The following is a 16,703-nucleotide window of genomic DNA, read 5'->3' on the forward strand; positions in this document are numbered from 1 at the left end:
GAGGGTGCGGGTAGTACCGCGGTACTACCCGCACGCCGAAGTTCCTCCGGCGGTACCACGGATGATGCCGGTCTCGCTCCTAGCGTGGGGTTCGAGACGGGCCGGGGATGTCCGGCCCGCGGGACCACAGGGGACGAGCGATGATCGAGGCACACCAGCTCACGAAACGGTACGGGGAGAAAACCGCCGTCGACCACCTGGACTTCACCGTCCGGCCCGGGACCGTCACCGGGTTCCTGGGCCCGAACGGCGCGGGCAAGTCGACCACGATGCGGATGGTCATCGGGCTGGACGCCCCGACCAGCGGCTCGGTGCGCGTCAACGGCCGCCGGTACGCCCGGCACAGCGCCCCGCTGCAGGAGGTCGGGGCGTTGCTGGAGGCCAAGTCGATCCACCCCGGCCGGTCCGCGTTCGACCACCTGCTGGCCCAGGCGTACACGCACGGGATCCCGCGACGGCGGGTCGACGAGGTGATCGAGCTGACCGGGCTGCAGTCGGTGGCGAAGAAGCGGGCCGGCGGGTTCTCCCTCGGCATGGGCCAGCGCCTGGGCATCGCCGCCGCGTTGCTGGGGGACCCGGCGACGGTGATGCTCGACGAGCCCGTCAACGGCCTGGACCCCGAGGGCGTCCTCTGGATCCGGAACCTGCTCACCTCGCTCGCCGCCGACGGGCGCACGGTCTTCGTGTCCTCGCACCTGATGTCCGAGATGGCGCTGGTCGCGGAACACCTCGTCATCGTCGGCCGCGGCCGGCTGCTGGCCGACACCACCGTGGCCGACCTGGTCCGCGAGGCCGGCGGCGACACCGTCAAGGTGGCCACCGCCGACCCGGCCCGGCTGCGCGAGATCCTGGCCGGACCGGGTGTCGAGATCACCGGCCAGGCCGGCTCCGAGGAGCTGCAGGTGACCGGCCTGTCCGCCCGGACCATCGGGATCAAGGCCGCCCAGCACGGCGTCGCGCTGTTCGAACTCACCGCCAGGACCGTTTCGCTGGAGCAGGCGTTCATGGACCTGACCCGCGACGCCGTCGAGTACCACGGCACCACCACCACGAACGTCGAGACGATCCGGAGGGCCGCATGAGCACCGTCATCGAGTCCCCGGCCGGCGTCGAACGGCCCGCGCGCCCGGCCTACCGCGTGACCGGGCCGCGGGTCCTGCGCTCGGAGTGGGCGAAGCTGTGGTCGCTGCGCTCCACCTGGATCACCCTCGGTCTCGGCCTGGTGTTCCTGGTCGCCTTCGGCCTGATCGCCGCCGCGCAGTACACCCCCCGGCCCGCCTCCACCGAAGGCATGGGTGGCGAGCTGGCCAACGCCACCGCCGTCAGCCTGGCGCTGTTCGGGCTGACCTTCGCGCAGCTGGCGCTGGGCGTGCTCGGGGTGCTGGTCACCGCGGGCGAGTACTCCACCGGCATGATCCGCTCGACGCTGGCCGCGGTCCCGCGCCGCCTGCCGGTGCTGTGGGCCAAGTCGGCGGTGTTCGGCCTGGTCGCGGCGGTCATCGGCCTCGTCGGCGTGTTCGTCACCTTCGTGATCGCCGGCGGCATGGTGTCCGGCACGCCCGCGGCGAGGACGCTCGCGGACGCGGGCGTGGTGCGCAGCCTGCTCGGCGCGGCCCTCTACCTCGGCCTGGTCGGCGTCATCGGGGCGGCGCTGGGTGCCCTGCTGCGGTCGGTCGCCGGCGGCATCTCGGTGCTGGTCGCGGTCATGATGCTGATCCCCGGCCTGATGCAGCTGCTGCCCGCGAGCTGGCAGGACAAGATCGGCCCGTACCTGCCCAGCAACGCCGGCCAGTCGATGTACGCCCTGACCCACGACAGCGCCTCCTTGTCACCCACGGCCGGGCTGGTGGTGTTCCTGGGCTGGACGGTGCTGGCGCTGGGCGGGGCCGCCTACCGGCTGAAGCGGACCGACGCCTGACCTGGTGCCCCGCCGGCCGTTTTCGTCCACTATGGACAGGTGATGGATGTGCCGCACACCGACGTCCCGCCGCTGCTCGGGCATCCGCTGCTCGCGCGGATGGCCCGGATCGGCGGGCGGCTGCGGCGGCTCGACCGGGACCACCCGTGGCTGCTGGACACCGCCGTGGTGGCCGTGGTCGTCCTGCTGTTCGGCGCGACGGAGTTCGTGCACCCGGACGACGGCCGCCCCGGCGGCGACCCGGTACCGATCACGTTCGCCGCCCTTCCGGTGGCCGCGACGCTGGCTCTGCAGGCCGGCCTGATCCTGCCGCTGCTGTGGCGGCGGCGGGCGCCGTACGCGACGTTCGCCGTGATCGCGGCGGTGTTCCTGGTGCAGTGGGTGCTGGGGGCGTTCCTGCGGGCCGACGTCGCCCTGCTCGTCGCCCTGTACAGCGTCACGCTGCACGGCCGCGTCCGGTACCTGCCCTGGGCCTGCGCGACCGCGGCTGCCCTGCTCGTCCCGGTGGCGGTGCGCGTCTCCGCCGCGGTCTCCGTGTGGGGAGCGCTGTTCTTCCTGGTGAGCACCGTGATCGCGGCCGTCGCGCTGGGGTTCGCGGTGCGGATCCGGCGGGCCCAGCTCGCCAACCTGCGTGACCGCGCCCTCCGCCTGGAGATCGAACGGGACCAGCGCAGCAAGCTCGCCGCGGCGAGCGAGCGCACCCGCGTGGCCCGCGAGATGCACGACATCATCGGCCACAACCTGTCGGTGATCATCACGCTCGCCGACGGCGGCGCGTACGCGGCCGAGGTGACCCCCGAACGCAGCCGGGAGGCGCTCCGGCTCGTCGGGGAAGCAGGCCGCCAGGCCTTGGGCGAACTGCGGCGCATGCTCGGCGTCCTGCGCGAGCAGCCCGCCACCCCCGAACTCCACCCCCAGCCCCGCATCGCCGACATCGAGGCGTTGTGCGGCCGGGTGGGCGTGGCCGGCCCCGAGGTCGTCTACCGCTCGGGCGGCGAGCTGGAGTCCCTGGACCACGGAGTGCAGCTGATGGCGTACCGCATCGTCCAGGAGGCGCTCACCAACAGCCTCAAGCACGCCGGCTCCGGCACCCGGATCCAGGTCGCGCTCACCGTGGAGGGCCCGCGGCTGCGGATCCACGTCCACGACACCGGACGGCCCGGCGGCACCGTCTCGACGCCGGGCGAAGGACACGGCCTCGCCGGCATGAGGGAACGCGCGGCCCTCTACGGCGGCACGGTCACCGCGGGCCCCGAGCCCGGCGGCGGCTGGAGCGTGCGGGCCGTCCTCGACGTCACCCCTGGCGGCCCGGCATGACCAGCGTGCTCATCGTGGACGACCAGCCCCTGCAGCGGTTCGGCTTCCGGATGCTGCTGGAGGCCACGCCCGACACCGAGGTGGTGGGCGAAGCCGGGCACGGCGCGGAGGCCGTGCGCCGGACGGCCGAACTGCGGCCCGACGTCGTCCTGATGGACATCCGGATGCCGGGGATGGACGGCATCGAGGCCACCCGGCAGATCGTCGCGAGTGGCGGACGTTCCCGGATCCTGGTGCTGACCACCTTCGACCTGGACGAGTACGCGCACGCGGCGCTGCGCGCGGGAGCCAGTGGCTTCCTCCTCAAGGACGCGCACCCGGAGGAACTGCTGGCCGGGATCCGCGCCGTCGCCCGGGGCGACGCCGTCGTCGCGCCCGCGCTCACCCGGCGTCTTCTCGACGCCTACGCCCACCGCCTGCCCGCATCGGGCGGCGAGGGCCGCGCGGATCCGCGCTGGCAGGCCTTGACCGAGCGCGAGCGGGAGATCCTGGTCGCGATCGGGCAGGGCCGGACCAACGGCGAGATCGCCGAGAGCCTGGTGCTGTCGGAGTCCACGGTCAAGACCCACGTCGGCCGGGTGCTGGCGAAGATCGGGGCCCGCGACCGCATCCAGGCCGTGATCATCGCCTACGACCTGGGGCTGACTCAGCCCAACGGGCCGGGGTGATCCCCGGCGGGCAGGAAACCCACGGTCAGCAACAGGTTCGCGTAGAGGCGGTCGTCGCCGGTGGCGACGCACAGGGCCACCTCCGGTTCGCGGCACGTCCGGTAGAACTCGAGCCTTTCCATGGGCCGCAACGGAAGTTCCGGGCCGAGCAGCCGCTCGTAACCACGCCAGCATTCGGGCGGGTTCCCGTCGTCCGGCAGCATCGCCGTCACCGACTCGACCGGCACGGCCGTGAGCAGCGGCGCTAGAACGTCGTCGACGGTCACCAGTCCCCGGCGCAGGTTCAGGTGGATCAGCTCGGCGCCGGGGGAGACGTTGGTGGCGTGCGCGTAGTTGGCGTCGGCGAGCAGGACGCGCGAACCGTGGCCGGTCGCCGCGAGCGCGCGCAGGAGCGGGGGATGGAGCAACGGGTAACGCAGCAACGCGGGTTCTCCGTTCGGGATCAGTCCGGTTCGTGGTTGAGGGCACCGGAGCGGAAGGAGGCGACGGCGACCTCGGCGAACCCGAGGGACCGCACGGCATCGAGCAGCCGCGGGTCGTCGTGGGCTTCGGCGGCCACGGCGGCGTCGAGTTCGATCCGGGCGGTGCCGCCCAGGTCGCGGACCCGCAGGTCGTGGCAGGTGAGGCCGCGGTCGTCGAGGAACCGGCGGACGGCCGATTCGGCCTGTTCGACTCGTGCCAGGGTGGCCGTGGTGATCGGGATGCCGTACCGGACGCGGCTCGCCAGGCAGGGCGCGGCCGGCTTGTCCGCCCAGGCCAGGCCCCAGCCCCGGGCGATGGCCCGCACGTCCCGCTTGGTCAGGCCGAGCGTCCGCAGCGGGGTGTGCACGCCGATTTCGTCCCCCGCGCGGATCCCCGGCCGGAACGGGTCGACGGCGTCGTCGGCGTTCGTGCCGGTGGCCAGCGCCGGGAACCCCTGCGCGACGGCCACTTCGGCGATCGTGGTGAGGACGGTGGTCTTGCAGAAGTAGCAGCGTTGCCTGCCGTTGGCCGCGTACCCGGGCTCGGCCAGCTCGGCGGTCTCCGGAGTGAGGTGGCGGACGCCCAGGCCGGCCGCGATTTGCCGCGCGCAGGCCAGTTCCACCGCGGCCAGGCTGGCGGAGTTCGCCGTCACCGCGAGCACGTCCGCCGGCCCGAGGGCGCGGACGGCCGCCGCGAGGACCAGCGCCGAGTCGGCGCCCCCGGAGAACGCGACGGCGAGCCGTCCGAGACCGGCGAGATGGGTGACGAGCCGGGTGCCGTCCATCAGCTCTCCACCGGTGTCGCGCCTGCGGCGATCGTCGCGACGACCCGCGCCGGCAGGCCGAGTTCGCGTGCGGCGGCCACGACGTCGTCGTGCTCGGGCTTCGCGCCATGTGGCCCGCGTTTGCGGCGCACCGGAATCCCGTGGACGTCGACCGTTTCGGTCTCCCGTGGGAGCGCGGTCCGGCGAACCACGTGTTCACGCAGCCCGAGGCTGCCGGTCTCGGCGAGCACCAGGTTCCCGAGCCGGGCGGCGTGCTCCGGCTCGGCGAGCACGTGCAGGACGTGCGCCGGCCGGCCCTTCTTCATCGTCGCCGGGGTGACCCACGCGTCGAGCGCGCCGGCCGCCAGCAGCTCGCCGACCGCGTGCCCGAGCACCTCGCCGGTGACGTCGTCGAGGTTCGTCTCCAGCACCACCAGCTCGCGGGTCCCGGTGTCCGCGGTTTCGCCGAGGTGCACGACCGCGACGTTCGGCCGGTCCGGCAGCGACCGGGTGCCCGCGCCGTACCCGGTGGCCAGCAGGCGGAACTCCGGCGGCGGCTCGAACCGCGCTTCGGCGGCCTTCACCAGCGCCGCCGCGGTGGGCGTGACCGTCTCGCCGGCGAGGTCGCTCCCGAACGTCCGCGCGCCCCTCAGCAGCGAGGCGGTCGCGGGTGCGGGACAGGGCAGGGTTCCGTGCGCGGTGCGGACCGTGCCGCTCCCGAGCGGCAGCGCCCCGCAGTACACAGTGGACACCTCAAGGGCGTCGAGTGCGGCGAAGACGCCGATGACGTCGACGAGCGTGTCGTGCCCGCCGAGTTCGTGCAGGTGGACGCGCTCGGGCGCCTCCCCGTGCAGCCGCCCTTCCACCTCGGCGATCGCGCGCAGCGCGGCGACCGCCCGTTCGGCCACCGGCGCGGGCCGGACCCGCCCGGCCATGGCGATCAGTTCGGCCGCGGGACGGCTGGTCGCGTCGTCGGTGACGGCCACGTGGGCGCGAGCCGCGGTCAGCCCGTGGGTGAGCAGGGACTCGACGCGCAGTTCCCAGCCCGTCAGCCCGCTGGTGGCGACCGCCGCCTGAATCCGCTCCAGCGGGGCTCCGGCGTCGACGAGCGCCGCCAGCAGCATGTCCCCGGCCAGGCCGGTGAACGGCGAGATGACGCAGATCTTCACCGCGGCCTCCGCAGTACCCAGGAGAGCCGGAAGGCGGCCATGGCCGCGCCGAACCCGGAGTCGATGTTGACGACGGTGATCCCGGCCGCGCAGGACGCGTGCATCGCCAGCAGCGCGGTCACGCCTTCGAGGCCCGCGCCGTACCCGGTGGAGGTGGGGACGGCGATCACCGGACAGGCGACCAGGCCACCCACCGCAGACGCCAACGCACCCTCCATGCCCGCGACGACGATGACCGCGTCGGCTTCGCGCAGCCGATCCGTTTCGGCCAGCAGGCGGTGGATACCGGCCACGCCGACGTCGGTGATCGTTCGCACGTCCAGGCCGAGGGCCGCGGCGACTTCCGCGGCCTCTTCGGCGACGGGCCCGTCGGATGTTCCGGCGGCGGCCACGGCGACCGCGAAGGCCGTCGGAGCGGCCGGCCGCCAGACCAGCAGCCGCGCGCCGGGGGAGTAGCGGCCGCCGGGGACCTCGGCCAGCACCGCACGAGCCGTCTCGCGCTCGACGCGGGTGACCAGCACCGGGCCGGTGTTGTGCGCGAGCAACGTCTGCACGATGGCCGCGATCTGCCCGGGTTGTTTCCCGGGCCCGTAAACGACTTCCGGGAGTCCCTGGCGATGTTCGCGGTCCAGGTCGACGCGCGCGAAGCCGAGGTCGGCGGTACTCATGCCCGCACGTACGGGATCGTGAGCGGGCCTTCCGGGAGCACGCAGGCCCGAGCGTCCGGCCCGGCCCGGTCGAGGGCGTCGGCCACGGTGGCCGCGATGTCGGTGGTCCGGGTCAGGTGTGCCGTCGCGAGGTCGGCGTCGGTCAGGTGATCGCTGTGCAGGACGACCCGGCAGTCGTCCTGGATCTTCGCCTGGATCTGGACCTGCCACTGGTCCGGCACGGTCACCGGCCGGGCCGAGATCTCGGCGAGCAGGGCCGCCGGCGAACTCGCCGAAGCGAGCACCTCCCGGTAGGAACCGTGGTCGGGCAACCCGTCCCGGCACTCCGCCGCGCAGACGATCGTCGCGCCGGGCTTGGCGATCCGGTGGGCCGCCGACATTCCTTTCACGGCCTGGTAAAGGTTCTGGTCCAGGGGATACCCGGAGTTCGTCGTCACGACGACGTCGAAGGGCGCGGGAACCGGCCGCATGGCGACCTCGCGGGCCACGCGGGTCGCGGCCGCGTGCATGTCCAGGAGGTCCCCGCCGAACGCCCCGATGACCGCCTTGTCGCGGTTGAGGATGACGTCGAGGGCGAAGGTGACGCCGGTGGCCGCGGCGATCGCGCGGACGTCGTCGTGCACCGGGTTGCCTTCGGTGATGCCCCAGGTGGCGTTCCGGTGCCCGATCCGGCGGGCGTCGTGGAGCACCAGCACGGTTTCCAGCGCCGCCAGCCCGGGCGCGACGAGCTTGGGGCCGCCCGAAAAGCCCGCGAAGAAATGCGGTTCGACGAAGCCGGTCGTGATCCGCACGTCGGCGTCGACCCACTCGCGGTTCAGCCACACCGGCACGTCGTCGCCGTAGCGGCCCAGCCAGGTGAGGCTCGCGCGGTCGCGGGCGTCGTGGTTGACGATCCGGACGGTGTCGACGACCTCGTCGCCGAACATCGCACGCAGCTCGGCGGGAGAGTTGCCGCGGTGGGTGCCGGTGGCGACCAGGATGACGACGTCCTCGAGGCGGACGAGGCCGTCCAGCTCGGCGAGGATCGCCGGGATCATCAGCTCGCGCGGTTGCGGCCGGGTCCCGTCGCACGCCGAGATCGCGACGGTCTGCCCCGGCCGGACCCGGTCCCGCAGCGGCGGCCCGGCGACCGGTTCCCGCAACGCCCGGCGCAGCAGGACGTCCGCGGGGTCGGTGAACGGGTGGTGCACCGGCGTCACCACCGTGGTCACCCCCGGGTCGATGGTGAGATCGAGGCCGGTGTCGCCGTACGCGAGCCGGACGGTCGACGCGGTCACGGCGCCAGTCCGTAGACGCGGGAGGCGGTGCCGCCGCGGACGGCGTCGCGTTCGGCCGGCGTCAGGCCGTCGATCAGGCTGTCGGCAGCGGCCATCACTTCCGCGTACGTGCCCGCGAGGAGACAGACGGGCCAGTCCGAGCCGAGCATCAGCCGGTCGGGACCGAATGCCTCGAGCGCGGTCTCCGCGTACGGCCGCAGATCCTCGACCCGCCAAGGCCGGCCGGCTTCCGTCACCAGACCGGACAGCTTCGCGACGACGTTGGGTTCCCGGGCCAGGGTGGCCAGGTCGGTCGCCCAGGGTTCGAGCTCGCCGCTCGCGATCGGCGGTTTCCCGAGGTGGTCGAGGACGAAGGTGAGGTCCGGCAGCGCACGGACCGCCGTGATGGCCGCCGGGAACTGGTGGGGCACCACGAGCAGGTCGTACACCAGCCCGGCGTCGCGCACCGCCGCGAGGCCGCCCAGGACGTCGTGGCGTGCCAGCCAGCGCGGGTCGGGCTCGGCCTGGACGAGGTGGCGGATGCCGGACAGCAGTTCGCCGCCCGGCGCCGAGCGCAGCCGTTCGATGTCCCGGGACGGCGAGCCGGTGAGGTCGATCCAGCCGACGACCCCGGCGATGAGCGGCTCCGCGGCGGCGGTCGCGAGGAACTCGACCGACTCCTCCAGGTCCGGCAGGACCTGCACGAGCACCGTCGCGTCGATCCCCGGGGCGGCCGCGCGCAGGTCGGCCGGGGTGTAGTCGCGCCGGATCGCCGCGGTGTCGTCGCCGTCCAGCCACGCGTGGCGGCGGACGGAGGTCTGCCACAGGTGGTGGTGCGCGTCGACGCGCCGGCCCGTCACGCCCGGCCGATCCGGTGGCGCTGGCGGCCGAGGCCGTCGATCTCCACGGTCACTTCGTCCCCTTCGGACAGGTAGGGGAAGTCGTTGGCGCCGAACGCGACCCCCGCCGGGGTGCCGGTGTTCACGACGTCGCCCGGCTCGAGCACCATGAACTGGCTGAGGTACCAGACGATGTGCCGGACGTCGAAGAGCATGTTCTTCGTGGTGCCGTCCTGGCGAGGCTCCCCGTTGACGGCCAGCCGCAGGCCCAGGTGCTGCGGGTCGCCGGCTTCGTCCGGGGTGACCAGCCAGGGGCCCAGCGGGTTGAAGGTCTCGCAGGACTTGCCCTTGGTCCACTGGCCGCCGCGTTCGTGCTGGAATTCGCGCTCGCTGACGTCGTTCGACACGGCGTACCCGGCGATGACCGCGCCGGCGTCCTCCGGTGACGCGAGGTACCGCGCCCGCCGCCCGAGCACCACGGCCAGTTCGACCTCGTAGTCGGTGCGGGTGCTGGTCCGCGGGATGAGCACGGTGTCGTCCGGGCCGATGATCGTGTTGGTGGCCTTGAGGAACACCACCGGTTCCGCGGGCGGCTCGGCGCCGGTCTCGGCGGCGTGGTCGGAGTAGTTCAGCCCGATGCAGACGAGCAGGCCGGGCCGGGCCACCGGGGCGCCGACGCGCAGGCCCGTCGCGTCGAGGACGGGGAGAGTGCCGTCGCGCAGGGCGGCTCCGGTCCGCGCGACGCCGTCGCCGGCGAGGAAGGCCCCGTCGACGTCCGCGGTCAGCGGCCGCAGATCCCGGGCCGCACCGGTCTCGTCGAGGACGACGGGGATCTCGTGGCCGGGGTCGCCCAGGCGTTGGAAGCGCATGGCCGGGGACCGTAGCAGACATATGATGTCTTATTCAAAGGTCTGACCAGTCATCATACGTAAATGTGCGCACAGTAGTCATCGGTGACAATAAGTCCAAGTTATTGCCGTGTTACGCATCGACTCTGGACAATCCCCGGGACACCGCGTAGCCATACATATGTTGTCTGCGCCGAGTGAGAGGTGGCCACCGTTGGCCGAAGTGATCAGCGCCATCGACGCCGTCGACGTTCGCTTCCCGACTTCCCTGAGCCTGGACGGGTCGGACGCGATGAACCCCGAGCCCGACTATTCGGCGGCGTACGTCACCATCCGCACGAGTGCCGGCGAGGAGGGCTACGGGCTCGCCTTCACCGTCGGCCGCGGCAACGACGTCGAGGTCGCCGCCGTCCGGGCGCTCGTGCCCCTGGTCGTGGGCATGCCGGTGGACGACGCGCTCGCCGACCTCGGCGCGTTCTCCCGCCGGCTGACCGGGGACAGCCAGCTGCGGTGGCTGGGCCCGGACAAGGGCGCGATCCACATGGCCGCGGCCGCGATCGTCAACGCGGCGTGGGACCTGCGGGCCCGCCGCGAAGGCAAGCCGGTCTGGCGGCTGCTGGCCGAGATGCCGCCGGCGGAACTGGTCGGCCTCGTCGACTTCCGCTACTTGCAGGACGCCCTGACCCGCGACGAAGCCCTCGACATCCTCCGGCGAGCCGAACCGGGCCGCGCGGCGCGCCAAGCCGAGCTCCTGGAATCCGGTTTCCCCGCCTACACCACGACTCCCGGCTGGCTCGGCTATTCCCCGCAGAAGCTGGCGGCGCTTTCGGCGGAGGCGGTCCGGGACGGCTTCACCCAGATCAAGCTCAAGGTCGGCGCCGACCTCGAGGAAGACGTCCGCCGGCTGCGGCTCGCGCGGGACGTCGTCGGGCCGGACGTCCGGATCGCCATCGACGCCAACCAGGCCTGGGGTGTCGGCCAGGCCATCGAATGGCTGCGCCCCCTCGCCGAGTTCGACCCGTACTGGATCGAGGAGCCGACCTCGCCCGACGACGTCCTCGGCCACGCGGCGATCCGCCGGGCGGTCGCGCCGATCAAGGTGGCCACCGGCGAGCACACCCACAACGCCGTGATGTTCAAGCAGCTGCTGCAGGCGGAGGCGATCGACGTCCTCCAGCTCGACGCGAGCCGCGTCGCCGGCGTCACCGAGAACATCGCGATCCTGTTGCTGGCCGCGAAGTTCGGCGTCCCGGTGTGCCCGCACGCCGGCGGGGTCGGGCTGTGCGAGATGGTGCAGCACCTGTCGATGTTCGACTTCGTCGCGGTCAGCGGCACGCAGCAGGACCGCGTCATCGAGTACGTCGACCACCTGCACGAGCACTTCGTCGACCCGGTGCGGATCGAGCGGGGCCGCTACCTGGCCCCGCGGGAGCCCGGGCTCGGGGCGCGGCTGCACGCGGAATCCGTGGCGCAGTACCGGTTCCCCGACGGGCCGGTCTGGCAGCGGGACGCGGTGGTGGTCGCGTGACCGGCGGGGAGTTCGACGGCGTCCGCGCCATCGTGACCGGCGGCGCGTCCGGGATCGGGCTCGCCACCGCGCTGAGGTTGTCCGCGCGCGGCGCCCGGGTGGTCTGCCTCGACCTGAACGAGAAGGTCGAAGAGCCGTTGACCGGCGTACGGGCCGACGTCTCGGACGACGACTCGGTACGGGCCGCGGTCGCCGCCGCGGTGGAGCACCTCGGCGGGCTGGACGTCCTGGTCAACAACGCCGGGATCGGTGCGCAAGGAACCGTCGAGGACAACGACGACGCGGAGTGGCACCGCGTGTTCGACGTCAACGTCGTGGGCATGGTGCGCGTGACCCGCGCGGCCCTGCCGCACCTGCGCGAGTCCTCGGCCGCGGCCATCGTGAACACCTGCTCGATCGCGGCCACCGCCGGGCTGCCGCAACGGGCGCTCTACAGCGCCACGAAAGGCGCGGTCCTCGCGCTCACCCGCGCGATGGCCGCCGACCACCTGGCCGAAGGCATCCGCGTCTGCTGCGTGAACCCCGGCACCGCGCACACGCCGTGGATCGACCGGCTGCTCTCGAAAGCCGAAGATCCCGAGGCCGAGCTGGCCGCGCTCGCCGCGCGCCAGCCCACCGGCCGGCTCGTCACCGCCGACGAGGTCGCCGCGGCGATCTGCTACCTGGCCGGCCCGGACTCCGGCGCCACCACCGGCACCGATCTCGCCGTGGACGGCGGGATGTCCGGCCTCCGTCTCCGCCCGAAACCTGTCAACGAGGAGAGGTCATGAAGTTCCAGCACCTGCGCGCCACCGCTGTCGTCACAGCCGGTGTCCTGACCGTGGCCGCACTGGCCGGCTGCAGTGGCGGCGGCTCGACCGCGGCTTCGGGCGGCAAAACCGTCGTGGGGGTCGACTATCCCCGCTCCGACACCGACTTCTGGAACGCCTACATCAAGTACGTGCCCCAGTTCGCCGGGCAGTTCGGCCTCGACCTCAAGACCACCAACTCGCAGAACGACGTCGCCAACCTGACGGCCAACGTGCAGACGATGATCAGCCAGGGCGTCAAGGGCGTGGTCATGGCCCCGCAGGACACCGCGGCGATCATCCCGACCCTGCAGCAGCTGGCGAGCAAGAAGATCCCGGTCGTGTCCGTCGACACCCGCCCCGACCAAGGCAACGTCTACATGGTCGTGCGCGCCGACAACCGCGCCTACGGCGAGAAGGCCTGCCAGTTCCTCGGCACCAAGCTCGGCGGCAAGGGCAAGGTCGTCATGCTGCAGGGCGACCTCGCCTCGATCAACGGCCGGGACCGCACCGAAGCCTTCAACGACTGCATGAAGAAGAACTTCCCGGGCATCACGGTCTTCGGCGAAGCCACCAACTGGGACGCCAACACCGCGGCCCAGAAGCTGCAGACCCGGCTGACCGCCAACCCCGACATCAAGGGCGTCTACATGCAGTCCAGCTTCGCCCTCTCCGGCACGCTGCAGCTGCTGAAGCAGCGTGGCCTGGCGGTCCCGGCGAGCGACCCGAAGCACGTGTTCATCGTGTCCAACGACGGCATCCCCGAGGAGCTCGCCAAGATCCGGGCCGGCGAGATGGACGCGACCGTGTCCCAGCCCGCGGACCTCTTCGCCAAGTACGCCCTGCAGTACGTCAAGGACGCCATCGCCGGCAAGACGCCGACGGCGGGCAAGACCGACCACGACAGCACCATCATCCAGGTCCGCGACGGCCTGATGGAGGACCAGCTGGCCGCGCCGCTGGTCACCGCGGACGGCGCCACGTTCGGCCCGGTGAGCAGCGTCAAGGTCGACGACCAGTCCCTGTGGGGCAACAGCAAGAGCTGATCCCCGCAGGCAGTACCGCTTCAGAGAGGAAGCGAACATGAGCACCGTGCCGGTCGTCGAGGCACGCGGCGTGGTCAAGCGCTACGGCGCCACCGTGGCGCTCGACCACGCCGACCTGACCGTCCAACCCGGACAGACGCACGCACTCGTCGGCCGCAACGGGGCCGGCAAGTCGACGCTGGTGTCCGTCCTCACCGGACTGAACGAGCCGGACGCCGGAACCGTGCGGCTGAACGGCGAACCGGCCCCGGCCCTGGCCGACCGGGACGCCTGGCGGTCCCGGGTGGCGTGCGTGTACCAGCGGTCGACGATCATCCCCGACCTGTCGGTGGCGGAGAACCTGTTCCTCAACCGGCAGGAGACCCGCGGCGGGTTCGTCCGCTGGTCCGCGCTGCGCCGCTCGGCCGCCGAGCTCCTGGAGCGCTGGTCGGTGGACGTCGACGTGCACCGGCCGGCCAAGGAGCTGAGCGTCGAGCAGCGGCAGTTCGTCGAGATCGCGCGGGCGCTGTCGTTCGGGGCCCGGTTCGTCATCCTCGACGAGCCGACCGCCCAGCTCGACGGCGCCGCCATCACCCGGCTGTTCGGCCACATCGCCGAGCTGCAGCGCCAGGGTGTCACCTTCCTGTTCATCAGCCACCACCTGCAGGAGGTGTACGAAATCTGCGACACGGTCACGGTCTACCGCGACGCCCGGCACGTCCTCACCGCGCCGGTCGCCGAACTGCCGAAGGCCGACCTCGTCGCGGCGATGACCGGGGAGAACGCCACCGTGGCCGAGGAGCGCGCCTCCTCGGCCCGGCACGGCGCCGAACCTGTGCTCCGGGTCGACGCCCTGACGCTCGAGCCGCACTACCGGGACGTTTCGTTCGACATCGCGCCCGGTGAGATCGTGGGGCTGGCCGGCTCCGGCAGCAGCGGCAAGACCGAGCTCGCCGAGACCCTCACCGGGCTGCGCAAGCCTGCCTCGGGCACGGTGTCCGTCGGCGACCGGCGGCCGCGGCCCGGCGACGTCCCGTCGGCGCTGGCCGCCGGGATCGGGTTCGTCCCGGAAGACCGCCACCACCAGGGTTTCGTGCCGGAGATGTCCATCGCGGACAACACCACGATGAGCGTCATGGACCGGCTCGGCCCCGGCATCTTCGTCTCCTCCGGCCTGCGCGACCGGCTCGCCGGGAAGCTGATCACGCGGCTGGCGGTGAAGACCCCCGGCCCCGAGCTGCCGGTGTCCGCGCTGTCCGGCGGCAACCAGCAGAAGGTCGTCATGGCCCGGGCGCTCGCCGGCGACCCCCGCCTGCTCGTGCTGATCACCCCGACCGCCGGGGTCGACGTGCGGTCGAAGGAGTTCCTCCTGGGCAAGGTCGCGGAGGCCGCCGCGGCGGGCACCGCCGTGCTGATCGCCTCCGACGAACTGGACGACCTGCGCCTGTGCGACCGGCTGCTGGTCATGGTGCACGGGCGGCTCACCACCGCATTGCCCGCAGGCTGGCAGGACCGCGAGGTCGTGGCCGCCATGGAAGGAGTCGACCTCGATGCCTGAAAGCCCCGCCGCGGTGGGCGCCCCGCCGCGGACCGAGCCCGGCGCCCCGCGAGCGCCGCGGCGCATCGCCCTCGCCCGCATGCGCGACTTCGCGCTGGTGCCCGGGATCATCGCGATCGCCGTCGTCGGCCAGCTGGTGAACCCGGTGTTCCTGCAGTACGACAACGTGATCAACATCCTGCAGACGATGTCGGAGATCGCCCTGCTGGTGCTGGCCCAGACGATGGTGCTGGTCGTCGGCAAGATGGACCTGTCACTGGAGTCCACGTTCGGCCTGGCCCCCGGCGTGGCGGCCTGGCTGACCATCGAGGGCGGACATTCCCTCGGGCTGCTGCCGTCCTGGACGGCCGTGCCCGTGGTGCTGCTCGTCGGCGTGGTGGTCGGCGCGGTCAACGCCCTGCTGATCGTCCGGTTCGGGCTGAGCGGGTTCGTCGTCACCCTGGGCATGCTGATCGTGCTGCGCGGCCTGCTGACCGGGATCTCCGGCGGCCAGACGTTCTTCGGCCTGCCCGACTCGATGCTCTACCTCGGCACGACGTTGTGGGCCGGGATCCCGGCGTCGATCTGGATCTGCGTGCTGCTGTTCGCCGGCGGGATCGTCCTGCTCGGCTACACGCGGTTCGGCCGCAGCCTCTACGCGATCGGCGGGAACGAGGACGCGGCGAAGGCCGCGGGCATCCGGACCGACCGCATCGTGTGGATCGTGCTGATCGGCGCCAGCGTGCTGGCCGCGCTCGGCGGGCTGCTGCTGTCGGGTCGCCTCGCCTCCGTGGCCGCGGCGCAGGGCAACGGCTACATCTTCACGGTGTTCGCCGCCGCCGTGATCGGCGGGGTGAGCCTGAACGGCGGCCGAGGCACGCTCTTCGGCGCGTTCACCGGGATCCTGCTGCTGTACATGATCCAGAACGTGCTGACCCTGGCCGGGGTGCCCGCGCAGTGGATCGGCGCGCTCAACGGCGCGATCATCCTCATCGCGCTGGTGATGTCCCGCATCACCAGCGGGAAGCGGCAGACCTGATGGCGGACCTCGGCGTCGGCACCGCGGGCCTGGGCAACGTCTTCGGGGAGGTCGAGGACGAGTCCGCCGCGGAGGTCGTCGCCGCGGCGGCCGGCGCCGGGGTGCGGTACTTCGACACCGCGCCCTACTACGGCTCCGGGCTGGCCGAGCGCCGGCTCGGCCGGGCGCTGGCCGTCCTGCCAGCGGGGTCGTTCGCGGTGTCGACGAAGGTGGGCCGGACGCTCACCGACGGCGGCTGCGTCTTCGACTTCTCGGCGGACGCCGTCCGCCGGGGGATCGAAGGCAGCCTCGACCGGCTGGGCCTCGACCGCGTCGACATCGTCTACCTGCACGACCCCGACGACCACGAGGAGGAAGCCGCGACCCGGGCGTGGCCGGAGCTGTGCCGGCTGCGCGACGAAGGCGTGGTCTCCGCGATCGGCGTCGGGATGAACCAGTGGCAGATGCCCGCCCGGTTCGTCGAGCGGCTCGACGTCGACGTGGTGCTGCTGGCCGGCCGCTACACGCTGCTCGACCGCAGTGGCGAGCGCCTGCTCGACCGGTGCGGCGAGCGCGGGGTGGACGTGGTGCTGGGCGGGGTGTTCAACTCCGGCCTGCTCATCGATCCCCGGCCGGGTGCCTGGTTCGACTACGCCCCCGCGACGGCGGACGTGCTGGACCGCGCCCGGCGCATGCGCGAGGTCGCCGCGTCGGCGGGGTACGACCTGGCCGAGGCCGCGCTCGCGTTCGCCGCCGCGCACCCGGCCGTCACGTCCGTTCTGGTCGGCGTCACGAGCGCTGCCCAGGTGCGGGAGAACCTCGATGCCTTCCACCGCGAGGTGCCGCACGAACTGCTGCACCACTTGATTTCCTGCTAGGTCCCCTCACCCAGGAGAGTG

At 72.6% G+C, this 16,703-nt stretch carries 17 protein-coding genes; 10 read left to right on the forward strand and 7 right to left on the reverse strand.

The features are described from left to right. Positions 1-140: 140 nt before the first annotated feature. Genes AB0G28_RS25005 through AB0G28_RS25020 form a run of 4 tightly spaced genes read left to right on the forward strand, consistent with a single transcriptional unit; the run spans position 141 to position 3,903 of the window. On the forward strand, positions 141-1,082 hold the full coding sequence (locus AB0G28_RS25005; protein WP_361093433.1) for an ATP-binding cassette domain-containing protein: 942 nt from the start codon (positions 141-143) through the stop codon (positions 1,080-1,082). Beyond that, positions 1,079-1,918 carry an ABC transporter permease gene (locus AB0G28_RS25010; RefSeq protein WP_361093436.1) on the forward strand — a complete coding sequence of 280 codons (840 nt, stop codon included), beginning with the start codon at positions 1,079-1,081 and terminating at the stop codon, positions 1,916-1,918. Before AB0G28_RS25005 ends, AB0G28_RS25010 begins: the two co-directional genes overlap by 4 nt. A 42-nt stretch (positions 1,919-1,960) precedes the next feature. Continuing rightward, the gene (locus tag AB0G28_RS25015; RefSeq protein ID WP_361093439.1) at positions 1,961-3,235 is read left to right on the forward strand and encodes a sensor histidine kinase; all 1,275 of its coding nucleotides are present in this window, start codon (positions 1,961-1,963) and stop codon (positions 3,233-3,235) included. After that, on the forward strand, positions 3,232-3,903 hold the full coding sequence (locus AB0G28_RS25020) for a response regulator transcription factor (protein ID WP_361093442.1): 672 nt from the start codon (positions 3,232-3,234) through the stop codon (positions 3,901-3,903). The genes AB0G28_RS25015 and AB0G28_RS25020 overlap by 4 nt, the downstream gene beginning before the upstream one ends. Here AB0G28_RS25020 and AB0G28_RS25025 read toward each other — a convergent pair. Genes AB0G28_RS25025 through AB0G28_RS25055 form a run of 7 tightly spaced genes read right to left on the reverse strand, consistent with a single transcriptional unit; the run spans position 3,882 to position 9,929 of the window. Continuing rightward, positions 3,882-4,310 carry an RbsD/FucU family protein gene (locus tag AB0G28_RS25025; RefSeq protein ID WP_361093445.1) on the reverse strand — a complete coding sequence of 143 codons (429 nt, stop codon included), beginning with the start codon at positions 4,308-4,310 and terminating at the stop codon, positions 3,882-3,884. The two genes, AB0G28_RS25020 and AB0G28_RS25025, sit on opposite strands and share 22 nt — an antisense overlap. Before the next feature lie 35 nt (positions 4,311-4,345). Continuing rightward, entirely contained in the window at positions 4,346-5,149 is an 804-nt protein-coding gene (larE, locus tag AB0G28_RS25030; protein WP_361093448.1) for an ATP-dependent sacrificial sulfur transferase LarE, read from the reverse strand. Beyond that, the gene (gene larC / locus AB0G28_RS25035) at positions 5,149-6,297 is read right to left on the reverse strand and encodes a nickel pincer cofactor biosynthesis protein LarC (protein ID WP_361093451.1); all 1,149 of its coding nucleotides are present in this window, start codon (positions 6,295-6,297) and stop codon (positions 5,149-5,151) included. Before larC ends, larE begins: the two co-directional genes overlap by 1 nt. Next, on the reverse strand, positions 6,294-6,965 hold the full coding sequence (gene larB, locus AB0G28_RS25040) for a nickel pincer cofactor biosynthesis protein LarB (RefSeq protein WP_361093454.1): 672 nt from the start codon (positions 6,963-6,965) through the stop codon (positions 6,294-6,296). Before larB ends, larC begins: the two co-directional genes overlap by 4 nt. Next, the gene (gene larA / locus AB0G28_RS25045; protein WP_361093457.1) at positions 6,962-8,242 is read right to left on the reverse strand and encodes a nickel-dependent lactate racemase; all 1,281 of its coding nucleotides are present in this window, start codon (positions 8,240-8,242) and stop codon (positions 6,962-6,964) included. The genes larB and larA overlap by 4 nt, the downstream gene beginning before the upstream one ends. Then, positions 8,239-9,081 carry an amidohydrolase family protein gene (locus AB0G28_RS25050; RefSeq protein ID WP_361093460.1) on the reverse strand — a complete coding sequence of 281 codons (843 nt, stop codon included), beginning with the start codon at positions 9,079-9,081 and terminating at the stop codon, positions 8,239-8,241. Before AB0G28_RS25050 ends, larA begins: the two co-directional genes overlap by 4 nt. Beyond that, the gene (locus AB0G28_RS25055) at positions 9,078-9,929 is read right to left on the reverse strand and encodes a fumarylacetoacetate hydrolase family protein (RefSeq protein ID WP_361093463.1); all 852 of its coding nucleotides are present in this window, start codon (positions 9,927-9,929) and stop codon (positions 9,078-9,080) included. Before AB0G28_RS25055 ends, AB0G28_RS25050 begins: the two co-directional genes overlap by 4 nt. 193 nt (positions 9,930-10,122) lie before the next feature. On the opposite strand from AB0G28_RS25055, the gene AB0G28_RS25060 reads away from it, so the two are divergent. The 6 genes from AB0G28_RS25060 to AB0G28_RS25085 are packed head-to-tail and all read left to right on the forward strand — an operon-like array spanning position 10,123 to position 16,682. Next, on the forward strand, positions 10,123-11,436 hold the full coding sequence (locus tag AB0G28_RS25060; protein ID WP_361093466.1) for an enolase C-terminal domain-like protein: 1,314 nt from the start codon (positions 10,123-10,125) through the stop codon (positions 11,434-11,436). Continuing rightward, the gene (locus AB0G28_RS25065; protein ID WP_361093470.1) at positions 11,433-12,206 is read left to right on the forward strand and encodes an SDR family oxidoreductase; all 774 of its coding nucleotides are present in this window, start codon (positions 11,433-11,435) and stop codon (positions 12,204-12,206) included. The genes AB0G28_RS25060 and AB0G28_RS25065 overlap by 4 nt, the downstream gene beginning before the upstream one ends. Beyond that, complete coding sequence (locus tag AB0G28_RS25070) at positions 12,203-13,270, forward strand: sugar ABC transporter substrate-binding protein (RefSeq protein ID WP_361093473.1); 1,068 nt, start codon at positions 12,203-12,205, stop codon at positions 13,268-13,270. The genes AB0G28_RS25065 and AB0G28_RS25070 overlap by 4 nt, the downstream gene beginning before the upstream one ends. Positions 13,271-13,307: 37 nt before the next feature. After that, positions 13,308-14,807, forward strand: coding sequence for a sugar ABC transporter ATP-binding protein (locus tag AB0G28_RS25075; RefSeq protein WP_361093476.1), 1,500 nt, complete (start codon positions 13,308-13,310; stop codon positions 14,805-14,807). Continuing rightward, positions 14,800-15,825, forward strand: a complete 1,026-nt coding sequence (locus AB0G28_RS25080; RefSeq protein ID WP_361093479.1) for an ABC transporter permease — start codon at positions 14,800-14,802, stop codon at positions 15,823-15,825. The genes AB0G28_RS25075 and AB0G28_RS25080 overlap by 8 nt, the downstream gene beginning before the upstream one ends. After that, on the forward strand, positions 15,825-16,682 hold the full coding sequence (locus tag AB0G28_RS25085; RefSeq protein WP_361093482.1) for an aldo/keto reductase: 858 nt from the start codon (positions 15,825-15,827) through the stop codon (positions 16,680-16,682). Before AB0G28_RS25080 ends, AB0G28_RS25085 begins: the two co-directional genes overlap by 1 nt. The last annotated feature ends 21 nt before the right edge of the window (positions 16,683-16,703 follow it).

It is taken from the genome of Amycolatopsis sp. NPDC021455, assembly GCF_040640995.1.
Lineage (GTDB): Bacteria > Actinomycetota > Actinomycetes > Mycobacteriales > Pseudonocardiaceae > Amycolatopsis.